This is a genomic window from Paracraurococcus lichenis (genome assembly GCF_030657435.1).
GTDB classification, from domain to species: domain Bacteria; phylum Pseudomonadota; class Alphaproteobacteria; order Acetobacterales; family Acetobacteraceae; genus Paracraurococcus; species Paracraurococcus lichenis.
The window spans coordinates 74219-92454 of the sequence record NZ_JAUTWS010000001.1; the positions used below are offsets into that span (position 1 = coordinate 74219).

Below are 18236 nucleotides of genomic sequence, written 5' to 3' on the forward strand. Positions count from 1 at the left end.
ACCTCTACAGGATGAAGTCGCTGGCCGAGAGGGCGTGGTAGCCGTCGAGCCGCAGGATGCCGCCCGGGTCGTCCGGCGTCCCGTGGAGCTGGCCGAGGAAGATGAAGTTCACTTCGACCAGCGTCGCATCATCGGTGTGCACCACATGGATCTCCGGCCCGGTGCCGGTGAAGGGTGCCTCGCCGAGGAAGGTGAAGGGCAGGGCCGTGTTGTTGCCGGTCCGCAGCAGGGAGACGTCCAGCTTGTCCACGCCGTCCTGGAAGTCGAGGATCCGGTCGGACTTGTCCATCCAGGTCCCGGGCAGGGTCGGCGCGAAATATCCCAGGCGGAACACGTCGGCGCCCCCGCCGCCCACCAGGATGTCGGCGCCGCCGCTGCCGAACAGGGTATCGTTGCCGGCGCCGCCCAGCAGCGTGTCGTTGCCGAGATTGCCTTCGAGCGAATCATCGCCCCGGCCGCCGATCAGCAGGTTGTCGTCCGGGAAGGTCTCCAGCCCGTAGCGGCCGCCGACCAGGGTATCGTTGCCGGCACCGCCCAGCAGCGTGTCGTTGCCCCAGCCGCCCGAGAGGGAATCGTCGCCCGACCCGCCCGAGAGGTAGTCGTTGCCGATGCCGCCGGCCAGGGTATCCCTGCCGGCGCCGCCCAGCAGCGTGTCGTTGTCCGGCAGATCGACGATCTTGCCGTCCGGCCCATAGGGCGATTCCGGCCCGCCGGTCAGGAAGTCGTTGCCGCCATGGCCGAGGAGGAGATCATTGCCTCGTCCGCCGTCGAGCCTGTCGTCGTTCGCCTTACCCAAGAGGACGTCCGGTCCGTCCCCGCCTGTGAGAGTGATACCCGGGACCCCTGCTGGCATGCGCGGCTCCTCCGCCTTGCGAGAAGAACGCTAGCGCCGGATCGGACCGGGCCGGAGACAAGGCCGCGGGAGGTCCGTGCGTCAGGTCACCACGACGAGTTGCAGCCCGAGAGGCTTCGCCATGGCGGCGAAGTCACGGTCGCTCTGCAGCAGCGGCACGGCATGGGCGATGCACCAAGTCGCGATGATCAGGTCGGGCGTGCGGCGCGGGGTGATGCCGAGGGCGCGCAGGCGCCGATAATGCGCGGCGCCCTGTACGGCGAGCGCGTCATCCAGCATCGCGGCGATGTCGAAGCTGCGCAGCCAGCGCTCGATGCTGCGCGCCCGGTCCTCGCTGGAGGCGCCCTGCAAGGCCTCGAGCAGCACGATGTCGCCGACGACGATGCGCTCGCTGGCGGCAAGGCGGATGAAGGCGCGAGCGGCCGGAGAGTCCACCCGCCGGATGACGTCGATCAGGACGCTGGTATCGACGGCGATCAGGGGAGCTTCGCCTGGTCCTCGTGCAAGGCCCAGTCCCGCGGTTCGTCCTCGGGCGGCGCCTGCCAGTCGGGATCGCTCCCCCAGAGCGCCTGCACCGCCTCCCGCTGCCGCGCCAGCCGGACCAGCAGGCGCAGCCCTTCCTCGACGGCCGCCTTCTTGGTCGGGTGGGCGCCCAGGCGCATCGCCTCGGCGATCAGGGCATCGTCGATCTCGATGTTCGTGCGCATGGGCCGATGTGTACCACTTCCCCGCATAATACACAAGAACTCAGAACGCCACCCGACCGAACAGCGCCGTCAGCGCGGCAAACAGCGCGCCGCCGACGAGGAAGCCGACCAGCGTGCCGTTCATCCGGACATATTGCAGGTCGCGGCCCACCCGCAGCTCGATCTTGTCGGTGACCTGGGCCGTGTCCCAGCCCGCCACCACCTGGGCGATGAAGCCCGCAAGCTGCTGCCGCGCCGAGGGCAGCAGGGTGGCCAGGAAGCGCTGCACCCCGTGGTTCAGCCGCTCCCGCGCCGCGGGATCCTCGGCCAGCAGGTTGCCGGCATTGCGGAATGCGCCCTCCAGCAAAGTCACGGTCCGGCCCTGCGGGTTGGCGGCATCGGCGACCAGCGCCGCGCGCAGGCGGTCCCAGACATCGCCCAGCCAGGCCGTGACGGTCGGATGGGACATGGCGCTGCGCATGGCCCGGCCGAGTGCCGCCGCCCGCTCCGGGTCGGTCTCGAGCCGCTCGACCTCGCCCTTGATCCATTCCTCGAAGGCGTGGCGGAGGTCGCTGTCATCCGCCTCCATCCGGGCGAGCTCGGCATTCACCGCCGCCAGCACCCGGCCGGCGACCGCCGCGCCCAGCGCCCAGCCGACCAGGCGGCCGCCCTCCTCGCGCACCCGGACCTCGATGGCGTTGCGGAGCTGGTCCTCCTTCTCGACCAGCAGGCGGCGGAGCTCGCGGATCGCCAGGTCGAAGACCTCCTGGTGCTTGCCGCCCTCGACCAGGGTGCGGAGCGCCCGGGCCACGATCCGGGCGCCGCCCGGGCCGCCGGCCAGGCGCGGCAGCAGCCGGCCCATCAGGCGCCGGGCGCGGCCGTCCTCGAGGCTCGCCAGCAGCCGCGGCATGGCGGTGGCGATCGCCTCGGCCGCCGGGCGGGCGGTCGCCGGGTCGGCCATGAAGCCGCGGAGAATGCCGGCGAGGTCCAGCCGGCCCAGCACGCGGGCCACCTCGGCCTCGGTGAAGACATGGTTGGCGACGAAGCGGCCGAGGCCCTGGCCCAGCCGCTCCTTCTGCCGCGGGATGATGGCGGTATGCGGAATCGGCAGGCCGAGCGGCCGGCGGAACAGCGCCGTCACCGCGAACCAGTCGGCGATGCCGCCGACCACGCCGGCCTTGGCGGCGGCCTGCAGCAGGTCGGCCCAGTAGCCCGGGGGCAATTGGTAGGCGCCCAGCATGATCCCGACCATCATCAGCAGCAGGCCGGTGGCGATGGCGCGGTGCCGCGCCAGGGCGCGCCGCAGCGGCGCGTCCGGATCGGCGACGGCGATGCTCCGCGGCGGCGGGGGTGGGGGTGGGGCCGCGGCGGCGCCCTCCGGCGCCACGGCCGCCGGGCGCAGGGTCAGGGGGGGTGGCGCCGCCATAGACCCCGTGGGGTCCTCCGGCCGCTCGTCTTCCAGCACGGCCGCGGCCGCGCGCGCCGGGATTGCGCCGCCTTCGGGGGCGGGCCCGGCCGTCTCATCCTTCGTCATCGGCGCGCCAGATGGGGCGGCGCGCCGCTGCCTGCGAGGGCCGCGACGGCCGCGTGCCACCTCTGTTCAGCCCTTGCTGCTCTTGTTGCGCTCGATGGCCTCGAGGATCAGGCGCTTCGCCTCGGCGGCATCGCCCCAGCCCGCCACCTTCACCCACTTGCCGGGCTCGAGATCCTTGTAGTGCTCGAAGAAGTGCTGGATCTGGTCGAGCGTGATCTGCGGCAGGTCCGAGTAGTTGTGGATCCGCTCGTAGCGCTTGGTCAGCTTCGGCACCGGCACGGCGATGATCTTCTCGTCCCCGCCGCCATCGTCCTCCATCTTGAGGACGCCAACCGGGCGGACGGCGATGACCGCGCCCGGCACGATCGGGCGGGTATTGGCGATCAGCACGTCGATCGGGTCGCCGTCCTCGGACAGGGTATGCGGGACGAAGCCGTAATTCCCGGGATAGCGCATCGGCGTGTAGAGGAAGCGGTCCACGATCAGCGTGCCGGCCTCCTTGTCCATCTCGTACTTGATGGGCTCGCCCCCGATGGCGACCTCCACGATGACGTTGACGTCCTCGGGCGGGTTCTTGCCGATGGGAATGGCGTCGATACGCATGGTGTTCTCCGAATATTGCGCCGTGCCGGCGGGCGGCAGGGCCCGCCGGGCCTCTTGCCGCACTGCAGCATAACAGGCCTGCCAGCCGGACCGAACCCCCCCTTCCGGGTGGGGGCCGGGGGTCGGCGGGGGGCCGCGCGGCGGCGGTCATGCCAGCTTTGCCCGCCCGGGTCACGCCGCTTCTGCGGACTACAGCAGATCGAGGAAATTGGGCTGGCCCGTGGCGGCGGTGAGGCCGCCATCGACGGCGAGCGTCACCCCGGTGACATAGGAGGCATCCTCGGAGGCGAGGAAGGCGATGGCCGCCGCCATCTCCTCCGGCCTGCCGGGCCGGCGCAGGGGGATGCGGCGGTCGTATTCCGCCATGATGTCCGCCCGGCCGGTGAACTTCGTGGTCAGCGGCGTCGCGGTCAGGCCCGGGCAGACCGCGTTCACCCGCACGCCGTCCCGCGCATGGTCGATCGCCATGTTGCGCGTCAGGTTCACCACGCCGCCCTTGGCCGCGTTGTAGGCGGCGAAGCCGTAGTCGCCGCGGAGCCCGCTGATGGAGGCGGTGTTGACGATGCAGCCGCCGCGCGCCTTCAGGTGCGGCATGGCGGCGCGGCTGCCGAAGAAGACGCTGTCGAGGCAGACCGCCAGCACGCGCCGCCAGTTCTCGGTCGAGAGGTCCTCGACCCGGGCGAAGCTGCCGAAGCCCGCATTGTTCACCAGCACGTCGAGCCGGCCGAAATGCGTGACGACCTCGGCGACCAGCGAGTTCACCGCCGCCTCCTCCGTCACGTCGCACTCCACCGCATGCAGCCGGGTGCCGGCGCCGAGCGCCTCCACCTGCGCCGCCAGCGCCTCCGCCCGGTTGTCGGCGATGCAGACGGAGGCGCCCTCCGCCAGGAAGCGCGCGGCTGCCGCGGCGCCGATGCCGGAGCCGCCGCCGGTGACGAGCACCGCCTTGCCCTCGAACCTGGCCATCCCCTGTCCTCCCCGTTCTCGCGCCGCTTGCAGGCGCGGCCGGCAAAAGCCTAGCCTGCTATCAAAGCGAGGACACGTCCCATGCGCGCCGCCGTCTTCGAGGGGATCGGCCGACCGCTCGCGCTGCGCGAGGTGCCGGAGCCGCAGATCGGCCCGGGCGACCTGCTGCTGCAGGTGGCGCTCTGCGGCATCTGCGGCAGCGACCTGCACGCGAGCGAGGTGCCGGACTACCGGCTGCAGCCCGGCACCATCCTGGGCCATGAATTCGCCGGGACCGTGATCGCCTCGGGCGATCCCGCTTTCCGGCCGGGCGACCGCCTCGCCGGCATCCCCTTCGCCCCCTGCGCGGAGTGCGAGCCCTTCGGCGAGTGCCGCAAGGGCCTGGCCGCGGTCTGTCCCGGCATCCGGGGCCAGGGCTTCTCGCCGGCCGCGCCCGGCGCCTATGCCGAACGCGTCCGCATCCGCGCCAGCCAGGCGCTGCGCCTGCCGGACGGCGTCGGCTTCGAGGCGGGGGCGATGCTCGAGCCGCTGGCCGTCGGCGCGCATGCCGTGGCGATGGCGGAGATGCCGCCCGGCGCGCGCGTGCTGGTCACCGGCGCGGGGCCGATCGGCCTCGCGGTCGCGGTCATGGCGCGGCTGTCGGGTGCCGGCGCGGTGGTGGTCAGCGAGCCGGCCTCGGCGCGGCGGGCGCGGGCGGCGCGGCTCGGCGCGACGGCGGTGCTCGACCCGAATGCCGCGCCGCTGGCCGAGGCCTTCGCGGAGGCCGCCGGCGGCCCGCCCGACCTGATCTTCGAGTGCGTCGGCATTCCCGGCATGCTGCAGCGGATGGTCGAGCTGGCGCCGCCGCGATGCCGCATCGTGGTGGTCGGCGTCTGCATGGAGGAGGACCGCCTCCGCCCGCGCATGGCGATCCGCAAGGAACTGAGCTTCCGCTTCGTCCTCGCCTATACCCGCGCCGACTTCGCGGCGGTGCTGGGCCATGTCGAGGCGGGCGCCATCCGCGTCGAAGACTTCGTCACCGAGGTGATCGGGCTCGGGGCGCTGCCGGCCGGCTTCGAGGCGCTGCGCCGGCCGGCGGACCAGGTGAAGGTGCTGGTGGATCCCGCGCGATAGGGCGGTTCGCCGAAGGGCCGCAGGGTCCGGAGCCGCGAAGCCACCCAACAACCGGCGCGGGACGGGGAGGGAAGCATGGAACGTCGAGGCCTGCTCGCCGCGGGAGCCGTCCTGCTCGCGGCGCCGCGCATCGCCCGCGCAGAGGAGACGCCGGGCGTCACCGCCACCGAGATCCGCTTCGGCGGCACCACCGCGCTCTCCGGCCCGGTCTCCGCGCTCGGCGTGCAGTGCCGCGCCGTGGAGGGCGTCTGCCGCGCGGTGAACGAGGCGGGCGGGATCGCCGGCCGGCGGCTCACCTACATCCTCTACGACGACGGCTTCTCACCGCCCAAGACGCTCGAGCAGGTGCGGCGCCTGGTGGAGCAGGACCGCGTCGCCTTTCTCTTCAACATGCTCGGCACCGCCCCCAACAACGCCGTCGTGCGCTACGTCAACCAGCGCAAGGTGCCGCACCTCTTCCTCTCGGTGAACGGCGACAAATGGGGCGACTACGCCACCAATCCCTGGACCATGGGCTTCGCGCCCTCCGCCCGGACCGAGGCGCAGGTCTTCGCCCGCCACGCGCTGTCGGAAAAGCCCGAGGCGCGCTTCGCCCTGCTGCACCAGAACGACGATTTCGGCCGGGACTACATCGCCGGGCTGAAGGACGTGCTCGGCAGCGCCTATGACGGCCGGGTGCGCGTCGCCTCCTACGAGGTGACGGACCCGACGGTGGACAGCCAGCTCATCGCCCTGCAGGGGGCCGATGTGCTCGTCTCCGGCGTGACGGCCAAATTCGCCGCCATGGCCATCCGCAAGATCCACGAGCTCGGCTGGCGTGCGACGCACTACATCGCCTCCGGCGCCAGTTCCGTCGCCGGCGTCATCCAGCCCGCGGGCGTGGAGCGCGCGACCGGCACCATCACCTCGGCCTATCTCAAGGACCCGAACGACCCGGCCTGGGCGGGCGATGCCGGCATGGCGGAGTACCGGCGGTTCATGGCGAAATGGCTGCCGGAGGCCGATACCACCGACATCTACTACACCTATGGCTACACGGTCTCGCTCGCCCTGCTGCAGATCCTCCGGCAATGCGGGGGCGAGTTCAGGCGCGAGCGGATCATGCAGGAGGCCGCGAACCTCCGCGGCCTCGAGATCCCGACCTTGCTGCCGGGCATCCGGGTGGACACCTCGCCGACCGACTACCGGCCGCTGCAGCAGCTCCAGCTCGCGCGCTGGGACGGCAGGATGTGGCAGCGCTTCGGGCCGGTGATCGACGGCGCCTCGGCCTGAGCCTCAGGCGGCGAGGCGGCGCGGCAGCCGGTCGAGGTCGCTGCCCGCCTCGGCATGGCGCGCGCGGGAGGCGGTGCCGGGCATGCCGCGCCGCAGGTCGCCGCTGGCATGCCGCCCGCGCCGCACCAGCCGGTCCGCCACCGCGCCGGCGACGAAGGCGTAGACGCCCTTGTGCAGCAGGTCGACCCATTGCTCCTCCACCGGCCAGGTCCAGGGTGGCGCGCCGACGCCGGTCGCGTTCTCCAGGCTCTGGTCGTTCAGCAGGCGGAGATTGAGGAAGAGGAAGGAGCCCATGGGGCCCCGCATGCCGCGCCGCGCCATCAGCGCCCGCACCGGGCCGAGCACGATCCCCTGGCCCCAATGCATCGCCCAGTTCAGCCCGAGCCGCTCGCGGTCCGGCCGGCGCGGCAGGCCGAGCAGACGCTCCAGCGTATGCGCCGGCACATAGGAATTCGGCCGGCCGGTGACGGCCTGTTCCAGCTTCTCCGCCAGCGTCATGGCGGCCACGCCGGCGAGGCCGGCCAGCAGCCCCTCCGCCAGGAGCCCGTCGACGGACAGGCGGTCGCGGTCATGCCAGGAGTCGGAAGCCAAAATCGCTGTCCTCCATCGCGCCTCGGCACGCCAACACCGGCCCGCGCCCCGCGGTTCCGGCCGGAACCGGGGCCGCCGCAGCGCCTTGGGGCGGGCAGCCGCGCCAGCGGCGCGGCCGGCGGGAGCGGCAGGCGGATGAGCAGGGCGAGCGGGACCGATCCGCGGAGAGGCGGCAGGGGCCGGGGCGATGGCGGGGCCGCCCGGGCCGGGGCGCGGCCACGCCCTGGCGCAGCGCGCCGCCGGTGAGGGACGCCGCCGCGACGACCACCCTCGCCTGGTCCGGGACCGCAGGGCAGGCCCGGCCTCCCGGCTTCGCCATGCCGGAGGCCTGGCTGTTCCGGCGGTCTGCGCCCTGCCTGGCCCTCCTGCTCGCGGCCTGCGGCGCCCGCTTCGCGCCGCCGCCGGCCGGGCCCGACTCGCTTGCCGCGGCGCGCGCGACCATCGCCGCGACGGCACCCGCGCCCGCGGTCGCGGAGACGCCGGCAGAGGCCGAGGCGGTGCTCGGCGCCGTCGCGCAGCGCCTCGCCGCCGCGGCGCAGCCGCTCTGCCCCTCCGGCTGCACGCTCCAGGTCGCGCTCGATCCCGCGGCGGAGCCAAGGGCCTATATGACCGCGCGGGGCCGGGCGGTGGTGACCCTCGGCATGGTCCGGCTGCTCGCCAGCGAGGCGGAGGTCGCGGCGGTGGTCGGCCATGAATTCGGCCACCACATCGCCGGGCATATCGGCCGCCGCTTCGCCCGCGGCACGCTCGCCGGCACCGCGGCCGGCACGCTGCTCGGCGCACTCGTGCCCTTCGGTGGCCTGGCCGGCTGGGCGCTGGGGGAGGGCGCGGCGCTCGCCGGCTCGACCGCGGCGCAGCTTGCCTTCTCCAAGGAGGAGGAGCGGGAGGCCGACTATCTCGGCGCCTATCTCGTCGCGCGCGCCGGCTACGACCTCGACCGCGCCGGGCTGGTCTGGGTGCGGCTGACGCGCGGCGGGCCGGGCGAGACCGCCGGCCTCCTGGACAGCCATCCGGCCGGTCCGGAGCGGCTGGCCGCCTGGCGGCAGGCCACGGCGGAGATCCGCGGCTCCGCCGACCTCATGCCGCGCCGTGCCGGGGCGCGGGCGCCGTCGTGACGCCGCGCCGGCCCGTGCCGTGATCCTGCGCGAACGCCCCTCCGGCTGGCGGCTCTTCTTCGTGCTGCGCGGCTCGGTCGCGCCGAAGGTCGCGCCGCAGGTGCTCGGCTCGGTGCTCCTCGCGCTGGTGGTCAGCCGGACGCATGGCGTGCTGTTCGACCACAGCCTTGCCTTCACCGCCGCGCCCTTCACCATCATCGGCCTGGCGCTGTCGATCTTCCTCGGCTTCCGCAACACCACCGCCTATGCGCGCTACTGGGAGGGGCGGATCCTCTGGGGCGAGCTGCGCATCGCGTGTCGGGTGCTGGCGCGGCAGATGGAGAGCCTGCTGGCGCCGGGGGAGGGCGAGGCGGCGCTCCGCCGGCGCATGGCCTGGCGCGCCATCGGCTTCGCGCATGCGCTGCGGCACCGGCTGCGGGGCACCGACCCGGCGGCGGAACTCGCGCCGCTGCTGCCGCCCGCGGAGCTCGAGGCCGCGCTGCGCTCCGGCAACCCGCCCGGCGCGATCCTGCGGGCCATGGGCCGCGAGCTCGGCGCCTGCCTGCGCGAGCGGCGTGTCGACGGGCCGCTGGCGGCGCGGATCGACGAGACGCTGACCGCCTTCGACCGGGTGCTGGCGGGGTGCGACCGCATCCGGGGCACGCCCATCCCCTTCTCCTACACCCTGCTGCTGCACCGGACCGCCTATCTCTACTGCTTCATGCTGCCCTTCGGCCTGGTGGACACGGTCGGGCTGGCGACGCCTGTCATGGTCGGGCTCGTCTCCTACACCTTCTTCGGGCTGGACGCGCTGGGCGACGAGATCGAGGAGCCCTTCGGCACCCTGCCCAACGACCTGCCGCTCACCGCGCTCTGCCGCGCCATCGAGATCGAGCTGCGGGAGGCGCTGGGCGAGCCCGACCTCCCGCCGCCGCTGCAGCCGCGGAACTATGTGCTGGAGTGAGCTGTCGAGTGCGCCTTGTGCGGCGATACGCCGGCGAAGACTCGCGCCGTCGCCGGAGGCCGCGCGCGCAGGAGCACGAGAGAGGCGCCGGCCGGCGCGCGCCGCCGCCCCGCCCCGGGACTCAGTCCTCCGGGTCCCGGTCCACCGCGCAGCGCAGGGCACGGCGCTGGCGGTAGACGCTGCGCAGCACAGCGTAGGGGTCGAGCGAGTCGTGCTCCACCTGCCGCAGCGCCGGGTCCACCTCGGCGAAGCTGACCAGCGCGTCGGCGCTGCTCCAGGCGAGCAGGGCGTCGCTCCCCACCGCCTGGGACAGCGCGGCGCCGGTCGCCAGCATGCCGCCGGCGTCGCGCAGGCTGGACGGGCCGAGCAGCGGCAGCACCAGGTAGGGCCCGCTCGGCAGGCCCCAATGGCAGAGCGCATCGGCGACGCGGAAGACCTCGCGCGGATAGCCCCGCGCCGCCGCCGCGTCCCAGGCGCCGCCGAGGCCGAGGGTCGAGTTGAGGCCGAAGCGCGCGGCGGCGTTCCAGGCCAGGTCGAAGCGCCCGGCGGCGAGGCTGCTGGCGACCGTCACGGGCTCCGACAGGTTGCCCACCGCATTGGCGAAGCCCTGCCGGACCGGTGCCGGCACGACGGCGCGATAGGCGTCCAGCAACGGCTGCAGCAGCCGCGCATGGACCTCCCGGTTGAAGCCATGGACGCGGCGGTTCACCGCCTCCAGCGGGTCCCCCTCCGCCCGCGCCGCGATGGGGCCGAGCGCGAGCAGTGCGGCGAGCGCGAACGCGGCGCCGCGCCGGCCCTCAGCAGGCGAGGTAGCCGCCATCCACATGGATCTCGGCGCCGGTGATGTAGGAGCTCTCGTCGGAGGCCAGGAACAGCACCGCCTGCGCCACCTCGTCCACCTCGCCGGAGCGGCCGAGCGGCACATGGCCGAGCATCTTCGCCCGGAAGACCGGATCGGCGGTCGCGCCGCTGGTGCGCATCGGCGGCATCAGGCCGGGATGCACGCTGTTCACCCGGATCTTCGCCGGCCCCTCCTGCACCGCGATGGACTTCGTCAGCAGCCGCACCGCGGCCTTGGAGGCGTTGTAGGCGCAATGGATGCGCTCCTGCCCCACCACGCCCGATATCGAGGAGAAGTTGATGATGGAGCCGCCGCCCGCCGCGCGCATGGCGGCGACGCCGTGCTTCACGCCGAGGAACACGCCGCGCGCATTCACCGCCATGATCCGGTCCCAGAGCGCGGTGTCGTAGAGGTTGTTGGTGTTGCTGCCGGAGATGCCGGCATTGTTCACCAGGACATCGAGCCGGCCCCAGGCGCCGGTGACGGCGGCGACCGCGGCCTCCCACTGCGCTTCCTCGGCGACGTCGAGCGTGACGAACATCGCGGTGCCGCCGGCCTTCTCGATCTCGGCCACCACCGCCTTGCCCTCGGCCTCGAGCAGGTCGGCGACGGCGACCTTCGCGCCCTCCCGCGCCAGCAGCCGGGCGGTTGCGGCGCCCATGCCGCTGGCGGCGCCGGTGACGAGGGCGACCTTGTTGGCGACGCGCATGGCGTTCCTCTCCCTTGGGACGTTCTTCCGGACGAGACCCTCGCGAGGCCTGCCCGGCTGTCGTTGCGTCGTGGAGCCTCGCAGGGGCCGGGCGGGGCGGCAAGGCGTCGCGCGGTGGTCGCACCCGCGGGGAAGCGCTTCCGTCCCACTGCTTCGTGAGTGAGGCCGGGTGGCCTAGGGCAGGATTCGTATACTATTCCGGGTGCCAGGCCGGCACGCTCCGCCAGGCCACGCAATTCGAGGGGAACGCCGCCCATGGTGCACTACCGGCCTGGCCGCATCCGGTTCCGCATCCGCCTGGCCAGCCAGCGCGACGAGCCCTTCTTCGCCGAAGGCGAGAGCCTGCCCTACCGGCCGAAGCCCGGCCGCCCCGCCCGCGTCATCACCCGCAAGGAGGAGGCCGAAAGCCATGCCGCCTGGTCGCGGGCGCGGCTCGGGCAGTCGCTGCGCGGCCGCTTCAGCGGGGAGGAGGCCGCCGGCATCGGGCTCTACGGCATCCTGCTCAGCCTGATGCTGGGCCGGCAATGGGCCGGACATGCCAATACGGAGGAGAGCGCCTCCGACGCCGTCAAGGCCGCGCCCGTCATGGCACGCGGCGGGTCCGACGTGGCGGCGCAGCATGCGGAGGCGGTGCTGCGGGCGGCCGCGGGCGACGAGGCGACGGAGGGCGCGGCGGCGGTGCCGGGCGCGGCGCCGGCCGCCGGCCCGCATGGCTCGGGCGGCTTCGCGGCGACGGCGCTCGCCTCGGCCGAGGCGGTGGTCATGACCGTGCTCGGCCTGCCGGAGGCGAAGGCCGAGACGGCGCCGCGGGTATTGAGCGCGGTGGTGCAGGGCGGCGCCGAGGACGCGCCCTACGACCCGGGTGCCGACCTGGTGCGGGAGGCCTCGCCCGCCGCGGCGCGGGCGGAGGCGGCAAAGGCCGCGGCGCTGACGCTGCGGGCCGCGCAGGTGGAGGCGGCCACCAAGGCGGTGCAGGCGAACGACGCCGCGGCCGCGCCGGACCGGGTGGAGGCTGCGCCGGCCAAGGCGGCGGTGGCCCCGGCGCCGGAGCCGGTGAGCGCGCCGGTCGCGGTGGCGCGCAGCCAGCCCGCGGCGCGGTCGGAGGACTCGTCCTCGGTGCTGCGGACCGCGACGGTCGTAGACCCGGCACAGGGGCATGCCGGGCAGGAGGGCAGCGCCCAGGCCGGCCTCGCCCGCGCGGCCGATCCGGCGTCGATGCTGGCCGTGGCGAATGGGCAGGCGAAGACGGCGGCGGACCTGTCCGACCTGTCGGGCAGCGGCGATGTCGGCCTCGCGCTGGCGAAGACGGCCCAGGTCAAGGCGGCGCAGGCGCATGCGGTGGCCACTGCGGCGGAGAGCGCCGCCGTGAAGGCGACCGCCGAGGTGGCGGCCGGCAATGCGACGCAACTGGCCGAGACCGCCAAGGCGGCGGTCGACACCGCCGCCGCGTCCAAGGCCGGCACGGCCGTGGATGCGACCGCCGCGAAGGCGGCCGGTGTTGCGGCGGCGACGGACCATGCCGTGGCGGCCGGCACGACCCTCTCGGCCAAGGCCGGCACCGCGGCCGCGGGTGCCACGACCGGCCTTGCTGCGACGGCCGCCGGCAGCCTCGGCGCGGCGGATCCCGGCGCGACGGCCCTGGCCGGGAAGGCAGCCACGGCGGCGGACGCCACCGCCGCCAAGGTCGTGGCCGTGGCGGGCGGCGCGACGGCGTCGGTGGACGCGACGACCGGCAAGGCTGCCGGGGCGGCGCCCACCGTTCCGGCAACCGGCGAGGCGCATCAGGCCGCGGGCGCGGACAGCACCGGCAAGACGGCTGCGGATCCGGGCCATGCCTCGGCGGTCGGCACGCTTGCGACGACGACGGCGGACACCGCGGTCAAGGCGGTCGCGGCGGTGGTGGGGACCATCACCGGCACGGCCGCCGCGGCGGCGACCGGTGTTCCGGCGACGGGCGACACGCACCTGGCGGCGGCCGCGGACGGTGCCGTGAAGGTCGCGCCGGCAGCGGGCAGCGCATCGGCGGCGCCGGCGGATGCCGGGGGCAAGGCGGCTGCCCTGGTCGACGGCGTCGTCTCGAAGGTCGTCGAGGTGGCGAGTGGCGTCGCGGCCACGGGCGAGGCGCATGCCGCCGCGCCGGCCGCGGTGGCGGCGGGCAGCGCACCGACACCTGCCGAGACGCATGCGGCCTCGTCGCCGGATACCCCCGGCACGGCGGCCGCAGGCGTGGGGACGGCCATCGGCAAGATCGCCGCGGCGGCGACCGACCTCCTGGCCACGCCCGAGGCACACGCGGCCGCGCCGGCGGAGAGCGCGGGCAAGGCGGTCGAGGTGGCCAGCAGCCATGCGGCCGCGCCATCGGACCCTGCCGACAAGGTGGCTGACGTGGCAGGCACCCTGCCGGTTGCGGCGGAGGCGCATGCCGCCGCGGCGACGGGCACACCGAGCGCACCGGCGGATGCCGCGGCCGGCAAGGCGGCCGAGGTGGTCGCCAGTCTGCCGGCTGCGGTGGAGACCCATGCCGCCGCAGCAGCGGGCACCCCGAGCGCACCGGCGGAGGCCGTGGCCGGCAAGGCGGCCGAGGTGGTCGCCAGCCTCCCGGTGGCCACCGACACGCATGCGGCGCCGGTGCCCGCGGATCCACCTGCCGCGGCGGCCACGGGCCATGCGGGCACCGAGGCGCCCGCATCCGCCGGAGCGGGCAGCAGCGCGCATGCTGGCGCAACGCCGGCCGAGACCGGGCACGCCTCCGCGCAGGCCGTCGATGCGGCGCATGTGGTCCTCGCCACGGCGACCGGGACGGAGCCCGCGGTCCAGGGGCCGGCCACGCCTGCCGCCGCCCCCGCGCCGGCGGATCCCGCCGGGGCGGCGAAGGGTCTGGCTACCGTGCCTGCCGAGACCGGGCATTCGGCACCGGCTGCCAAGGTCGCCGACGTCGCGCCGGCACCCGCCCATGCGGCGACCGAGGCCACCACCGTGCCGCCCGCGCATCCCGCCACCGACCTGGCCACCGCGCTGGATCCGGCCCAGGCGGCGCTGCCGGTGACGCTGCATGCGGACACGTCGTCGGCCGCGACGGACCATGCGGCGCAGGACTTCGTGCTGGCCGGCCCGGTGCCGGATGCCGCGCATCCCTTGCTCGACACCACGGTCCTGACGACGGACCTGGCCGTGCATGACAGCGACCACGCCGCGCTGGCGCTGCATGGCGTGGCGATGAAGGACGCGGTCCTCGCCTGACCGCAAGGCTCAGCCGTAGGAGACGGGGGTCTCCGTCCCGCGGCTGAGTTCCCGCGGCACCTCCCGGCCGGTGGCGAGGTAGGCCAGCGCCTCCGCCACCCGGATGCCGTCCACGCCGGCGGAGAGGATGCCGCCGGCATAGCCCGCGCCCTCGCCGGCGGGGAACAGGCCGGCGGTGTTCACGCTCTGCAGGTCGGGGCCGCGCCGGATGCGGATGGGGCTGCTGGTGCGGGTCTCGACGCCGGTCATCACCGCATCCGCGCGGGCGAAGCCGGGAAGCTGCGCATCGAAGGCGACCAGCGCCTCCCGCATGGCCTCCACCGCGAAATCGGGCAGGCAGCGCGCGAGGTCGGTCGGCGTTACGCCCGGCCTGTAGCTCGGCTCGACCTCGCCGAGCGCCGTGCTGGCGCGGCCCGCGAGGAAATCGCCGACAAGCTGGCCCGGCGCGCGGTAGCCGCCGCCGCCGGCCTCATAGGCCAGGCTCTCCCACCTGCGCTGGAAGTCCACGCCGGCGAGGACGTGGTCGGGGTAGTCGCTCGGAGAAATGCCGACGACGATGCCGGCATTGGCGTTGAACTCGGCGCGGCTGTACTGGCTCATGCCATTGGTCACGACGCGGCCGGGCTCGCTGGTCGCGGCCACCACGCGGCCGCCGGGGCACATGCAGAAGCTGTAGACGCTGCGGCCGTTGCGGCAGTGGTGCACCAGCTTGTAGTCGGCCGCGCCGAGCAGCCGGTTGCCGGCATTCGCGCCGAAGCGGGCGCGGTCGATCATCGATTGTGGATGCTCGATGCGCACGCCGATGCTGAAGGGCTTGGCTTCCAGGAACACGCCGCGGTCGCGCAGCATGGCGAAGGTGTCGCGCGCGCTATGGCCGATGGCGAGCACGACCTGGTCGGTGCGGAGCGTCCCGCCATCCTCCAGCACCACGCCGCGCACGCGGCGCCGGCCCGCCGCGTCCGTCTCGACGACCAGGTCCATCACCCTGGTGCCGAAGCGGTACTCGCCGCCCAGCGCCTCGATCTGCGCGCGGATGCTCTCGACCATCGTCACCAGGCGGAAGGTGCCGATATGCGGCTTGGAGACGGTGAGGATCTCCTCGGGCGCGCCGGCCTTGACGAACTCGGTCAGCACCTTGCGGCCGTAGAAGCGCGGGTCCTTGATGCCGGAGTAGAGCTTGCCGTCGGAGAAGGTGCCGGCGCCGCCCTCGCCGAATTGCACGTTGCTCTCGGGCGTCAGCACGCCGCGCCGCCAGAGCGCCCAGGTGTCCTTGGTCCGCTCGCGCACCAGCCTGCCGCGCTCGAGGATGATGGGGCGGAAGCCCATCTGCGCCAGGACCAGCGCCGCCATCAGCCCGCAGGGGCCGGTGCCGATGACGACGGGGCGTGGCAGCCCCTCCGGCGCGCGGGCCACGAATTGGTACCGTGTGTCGGGCGCTGGGCCGATGCGCGGGTCGCCGGCATGGCGCCGCAGCAGCGCGGCTTCGTCCGCCACTGCCAGGTCCAGGGTATAGACCAGCACGATCGCCCGCGGGTTCCGTGCGTCGTAGCCGCGGCGGAAGACCGTGAGGCTCTCGAGCGCCGCATCGGGGATGCCGAGGCGCTGCAGGATGGCGGGGCGGAGCGCCGTCTCCGGATGGTTCAGCGGCAGGCGAAGCTCGGTGAGGCGGATCATGGGTCTCGGGGCTGCGGTGGACCGGCGGGCGGGCCCGGGCAATGGTGCGTGGTGACGGCGCCTGCTGTAGCGGCCGGCGGCCCCGGCTGGAACAGGCGCGGCCGGGCCATGGCGGCACCGAAGCGCGAGGGGAGGGACAGGCGATGGAACAGCGCGTGCTGGGGCGGACGGGGCTGAAGGTCTCGGCGCTGGGCTACGGGGCCGGGGCGGTGGGCGGGCTGATGGTCCGCGGCACCCCGGATGAGCAGGAGCGCAGCCTGGCCCGGGCCTTCGAGGCCGGCATCACCTATGTGGACACCGCCGCGCTCTACGGCAATGGCGAGTCCGAGCGGAACCTCGGCCGGGCGCTGAAGGCTCTGGGCGCGCGGCCGCTGCTCGGCACCAAGGTGCGGCTGCCCGCCGGGACGCGCGGCGACATCGGCGCTGCCATCGCGGCCTCGCTGGAGGCGAGCCTGCAGCGGCTGGGGCGGGACAGCGTCGACCTGTTCCAGCTCCACGACGACATCGGCGGGGCGGAGGGGCTGACCACCGCCCAGGTGCTGGAGGAGGCGCTGCCCGCCCTGCAGCGGCTGCGCGAGCAGGGGAAGACGCGCTTCCTCGGGATCACCGCGCTCGGCGCGGTGCCGGCGCTGCGGGCGGTGCTGGAGAGTGGGGCCTTCGACACCGCGCAGGTCCCCTTCAACGCGCTCAACCCGAGCTGGCTGGCGCCGGCCCATGCCGGCGTCGCGGGACAGGATTTTGGCCAGTTGGGCAAGGTCGCGGCGGCGCATGGGGTGGGGATGATCGGCATCCGCATCCTGGCGGCCGGGGCGCTGACGGGCTCGGCCGAGCGGCATCCGGTGGCGATGCAGTCCGTGCCGCCCATCGCCTCCGGCCCCAGCTTCGCGGCCGATGTCGCCGCCGCGCTGCGGCTGCGGCCGCTGGTGGAGGAGGGCATCGCCGGCTCGCTGGCCGAGCTTGCGCTTCGCTACGCCATTTTCGCGCCTGGGATGGGCTGCGCCCTGATCGGCACGGCCTCGGTCGGGCAGTTGGAGGCGGCGATCGCGGCGGCGGAGGCGGGGCCGCTGCCTGCCGCGGCGGTGGAGCGCATCGGCGCGCTGCTGGCGTGAGCGCCGCGACCGAGGCGCGCGCCGCCGCCCCGCCGCTCCGGGGCTTCGCCTTCCTCGGCGTCACGGCCTTCGCCTGGGGGCTGAACTGGCCGGTGATGAAGCTGCTGATGCGGGACTGGCCGCCCTATGCCTTCCGCATCTTCGCGGCGCTGGGGGCGGTCGGGCTGCTGATGGCGGTGGCGCGGGCGCAGGGTGATGGGCTGTGGCCGCGGCGGGACCAATGGGGGCGGCTGGTCGTCAGTTCCGTGCTGAACGTCTCCGCCTGGTCCGTGGTGGCGCCGCTGTCGCTGTTCTGGCTGGACGCGGCGGAGGCGGCGATCATTGCCTATACCATGCCGGTCTGGGCTGTCGTGCTGGCCTGGCCGGTGCTGGGCGAGCGGCCGACCCGGCGGCGGGTGGCGGGGCTCGGCCTCGGCCTGTCCGGCGTGACGCTGCTGATGGCCGGCGCGCTGGCCGGCGGGGGATGGGCGTCGCTGTGGGGCAAGCTGCCGGGGGCGGCGGCGATCCTGACGACGGCGCTGATGTTCGCGGGCGGAGCGGTCTTCACCAAGCGCTGGCCGCTGCAGATGGCTCCTGTCCCGCTGGTGGCCTGGCAGATCGCCATCGGGACGCTGCCGGTCTGGGCTATCGCGCTGGGCTTCGAGAGCCTGGATTTTTCCCGCGTCACCTGGCTGGGCTGGGGATGCCTGGCCTATGTGGCCGTCGTCGCGCAATGCGCGGCCTATCTCGCCTGGTTCCGGGCGCTGCGCATCCTGCCGGCGGGGACGGCGGCGATCGGCAGCCTGATGATCCCGGTGATCGGGGTCTTCTCCAGCGCTGCCCTGCTGGGGGAGCCGCTCGGGGTGCGGCATCTGGTGGCCCTGGTGCTGACGCTGGGCGGGGTGGTGCTGGCGGCGAGGGGGTAGGGAGCAACGATGCCATTGCCTCGGCGCCTGCGAGCGCGCCTTCGGCAAGCTGGCACGATCATGGCCATTGTCCCACGCGATC

At 74.3% G+C, this 18236-nt stretch carries 17 protein-coding genes; 7 read left to right on the forward strand and 10 right to left on the reverse strand.

The annotated features are described in order from the left end of the window. Positions 1 to 4: 4 nt before the first annotated feature. The 6 genes from Q7A36_RS00345 to Q7A36_RS00370 form a co-directional block, all read right to left on the reverse strand. A complete protein-coding gene (locus tag Q7A36_RS00345; protein WP_305101644.1) occupies positions 5 to 853 on the reverse strand; it encodes a calcium-binding protein in 849 nt (282 codons plus the stop codon). 81 nt (positions 854 to 934) lie between these two features. Then, a complete protein-coding gene (gene vapC, locus Q7A36_RS00350) occupies positions 935 to 1417 on the reverse strand; it encodes a type II toxin-antitoxin system VapC family toxin (protein ID WP_305101942.1) in 483 nt (160 codons plus the stop codon). Continuing rightward, positions 1330 to 1560 carry a type II toxin-antitoxin system VapB family antitoxin gene (locus tag Q7A36_RS00355; protein ID WP_305101943.1) on the reverse strand — a complete coding sequence of 77 codons (231 nt, stop codon included), beginning with the start codon at positions 1558 to 1560 and terminating at the stop codon, positions 1330 to 1332. Before Q7A36_RS00355 ends, vapC begins: the two co-directional genes overlap by 88 nt. Positions 1561 to 1600: 40 nt before the next feature. Further along, positions 1601 to 3073: a DUF445 domain-containing protein gene (locus Q7A36_RS00360; protein WP_305101645.1), complete on the reverse strand. Its 1473-nt coding sequence runs from the start codon at positions 3071 to 3073 to the stop codon at positions 1601 to 1603. 66 nt (positions 3074 to 3139) lie between these two features. After that, positions 3140 to 3676 (reverse strand): inorganic diphosphatase, encoded by a 537-nt coding sequence (ppa, locus tag Q7A36_RS00365; protein ID WP_305101646.1) that lies wholly within the window; start codon positions 3674 to 3676, stop codon positions 3140 to 3142. A 189-nt stretch (positions 3677 to 3865) separates the two neighbouring features. Beyond that, positions 3866 to 4642 carry a meso-2,3-butanediol dehydrogenase gene (locus Q7A36_RS00370; protein ID WP_305101647.1) on the reverse strand — a complete coding sequence of 259 codons (777 nt, stop codon included), beginning with the start codon at positions 4640 to 4642 and terminating at the stop codon, positions 3866 to 3868. An 81-nt stretch (positions 4643 to 4723) separates the two neighbouring features. On the opposite strand from Q7A36_RS00370, the gene Q7A36_RS00375 reads away from it, so the two are divergent. Both Q7A36_RS00375 and Q7A36_RS00380 read left to right on the forward strand, forming a co-directional pair. After that, complete coding sequence (locus Q7A36_RS00375; RefSeq protein ID WP_305101648.1) at positions 4724 to 5755, forward strand: zinc-binding dehydrogenase; 1032 nt, start codon at positions 4724 to 4726, stop codon at positions 5753 to 5755. 75 nt (positions 5756 to 5830) lie between these two features. Continuing rightward, positions 5831 to 7027 (forward strand): ABC transporter substrate-binding protein, encoded by a 1197-nt coding sequence (locus Q7A36_RS00380; RefSeq protein WP_305101649.1) that lies wholly within the window; start codon positions 5831 to 5833, stop codon positions 7025 to 7027. A gap of 3 nt (positions 7028 to 7030) precedes the next feature. Here Q7A36_RS00380 and Q7A36_RS00385 read toward each other — a convergent pair whose 3' ends face one another. Next, complete coding sequence (locus tag Q7A36_RS00385) at positions 7031 to 7618, reverse strand: hypothetical protein (RefSeq protein WP_305101650.1); 588 nt, start codon at positions 7616 to 7618, stop codon at positions 7031 to 7033. Positions 7619 to 7860: 242 nt separating this feature from the next. Between Q7A36_RS00385 and Q7A36_RS00390 the strand changes: the two genes are divergently transcribed. Continuing rightward, positions 7861 to 8733 carry a M48 family metalloprotease gene (locus tag Q7A36_RS00390; protein WP_305101651.1) on the forward strand — a complete coding sequence of 291 codons (873 nt, stop codon included), beginning with the start codon at positions 7861 to 7863 and terminating at the stop codon, positions 8731 to 8733. Positions 8734 to 8752: 19 nt separating this feature from the next. Beyond that, a complete protein-coding gene (locus Q7A36_RS00395) occupies positions 8753 to 9676 on the forward strand; it encodes a bestrophin family protein (protein WP_305101652.1) in 924 nt (307 codons plus the stop codon). A gap of 121 nt (positions 9677 to 9797) precedes the next feature. On the opposite strand, the gene Q7A36_RS00400 is transcribed toward Q7A36_RS00395, so the two are convergent. Together Q7A36_RS00400 and Q7A36_RS00405 are read right to left on the reverse strand one after the other, a co-directional pair. Next, a complete protein-coding gene (locus Q7A36_RS00400; RefSeq protein ID WP_305101653.1) occupies positions 9798 to 10496 on the reverse strand; it encodes an MlaA family lipoprotein in 699 nt (232 codons plus the stop codon). Further along, positions 10474 to 11226, reverse strand: coding sequence for an SDR family NAD(P)-dependent oxidoreductase (locus Q7A36_RS00405; RefSeq protein ID WP_305101654.1), 753 nt, complete (start codon positions 11224 to 11226; stop codon positions 10474 to 10476). Before Q7A36_RS00405 ends, Q7A36_RS00400 begins: the two co-directional genes overlap by 23 nt. 255 nt (positions 11227 to 11481) lie before the next feature. Between Q7A36_RS00405 and Q7A36_RS00410 the strand changes: the two genes are divergently transcribed. Next, on the forward strand, positions 11482 to 14466 hold the full coding sequence (locus Q7A36_RS00410; protein ID WP_305101655.1) for a hypothetical protein: 2985 nt from the start codon (positions 11482 to 11484) through the stop codon (positions 14464 to 14466). 9 nt (positions 14467 to 14475) lie between these two features. Here Q7A36_RS00410 and Q7A36_RS00415 read toward each other — a convergent pair whose 3' ends face one another. Continuing rightward, positions 14476 to 16140 carry an NAD(P)/FAD-dependent oxidoreductase gene (locus tag Q7A36_RS00415; protein WP_305101656.1) on the reverse strand — a complete coding sequence of 555 codons (1665 nt, stop codon included), beginning with the start codon at positions 16138 to 16140 and terminating at the stop codon, positions 14476 to 14478. Positions 16141 to 16283: 143 nt separating this feature from the next. On the opposite strand from Q7A36_RS00415, the gene Q7A36_RS00420 reads away from it, so the two are divergent. Together Q7A36_RS00420 and Q7A36_RS00425 are read left to right on the forward strand one after the other, a co-directional pair. Beyond that, entirely contained in the window at positions 16284 to 17249 is a 966-nt protein-coding gene (locus Q7A36_RS00420) for an aldo/keto reductase (RefSeq protein ID WP_305101657.1), read from the forward strand. After that, entirely contained in the window at positions 17246 to 18154 is a 909-nt protein-coding gene (locus Q7A36_RS00425) for a DMT family transporter (protein ID WP_305101658.1), read from the forward strand. Before Q7A36_RS00420 ends, Q7A36_RS00425 begins: the two co-directional genes overlap by 4 nt. The last annotated feature ends 82 nt before the right edge of the window (positions 18155 to 18236 follow it).

Bases quoted from the DNA above. Each gene is read 5' to 3' on its own strand.
- Q7A36_RS00345 (WP_305101644.1), bottom strand. From the start codon at position 853: ATGCCAGCAGGGGTCCCGGGTATCACTCTCACAGGCGGGGACGGACCG.
- Q7A36_RS00355 (WP_305101943.1), bottom strand. From the start codon at position 1,560: ATGCGCACGAACATCGAGATCGACGATGCCCTGATCGCCGAGGCGATG.
- Q7A36_RS00360 (WP_305101645.1), bottom strand. From the start codon at position 3,073: ATGACGAAGGATGAGACGGCCGGGCCCGCCCCCGAAGGCGGCGCAATC.
- ppa (WP_305101646.1), bottom strand. From the start codon at position 3,676: ATGCGTATCGACGCCATTCCCATCGGCAAGAACCCGCCCGAGGACGTC.
- Q7A36_RS00370 (WP_305101647.1), bottom strand. From the start codon at position 4,642: ATGGCCAGGTTCGAGGGCAAGGCGGTGCTCGTCACCGGCGGCGGCTCC.
- Q7A36_RS00375 (WP_305101648.1), top strand. From the start codon at position 4,724: ATGCGCGCCGCCGTCTTCGAGGGGATCGGCCGACCGCTCGCGCTGCGC.
- Q7A36_RS00380 (WP_305101649.1), top strand. From the start codon at position 5,831: ATGGAACGTCGAGGCCTGCTCGCCGCGGGAGCCGTCCTGCTCGCGGCG.
- Q7A36_RS00400 (WP_305101653.1), bottom strand. From the start codon at position 10,496: ATGGCGGCTACCTCGCCTGCTGAGGGCCGGCGCGGCGCCGCGTTCGCG.
- Q7A36_RS00405 (WP_305101654.1), bottom strand. From the start codon at position 11,226: ATGCGCGTCGCCAACAAGGTCGCCCTCGTCACCGGCGCCGCCAGCGGC.
- Q7A36_RS00410 (WP_305101655.1), top strand. From the start codon at position 11,482: ATGGTGCACTACCGGCCTGGCCGCATCCGGTTCCGCATCCGCCTGGCC.
- Q7A36_RS00415 (WP_305101656.1), bottom strand. From the start codon at position 16,140: ATGATCCGCCTCACCGAGCTTCGCCTGCCGCTGAACCATCCGGAGACG.
- Q7A36_RS00420 (WP_305101657.1), top strand. From the start codon at position 16,284: ATGGAACAGCGCGTGCTGGGGCGGACGGGGCTGAAGGTCTCGGCGCTG.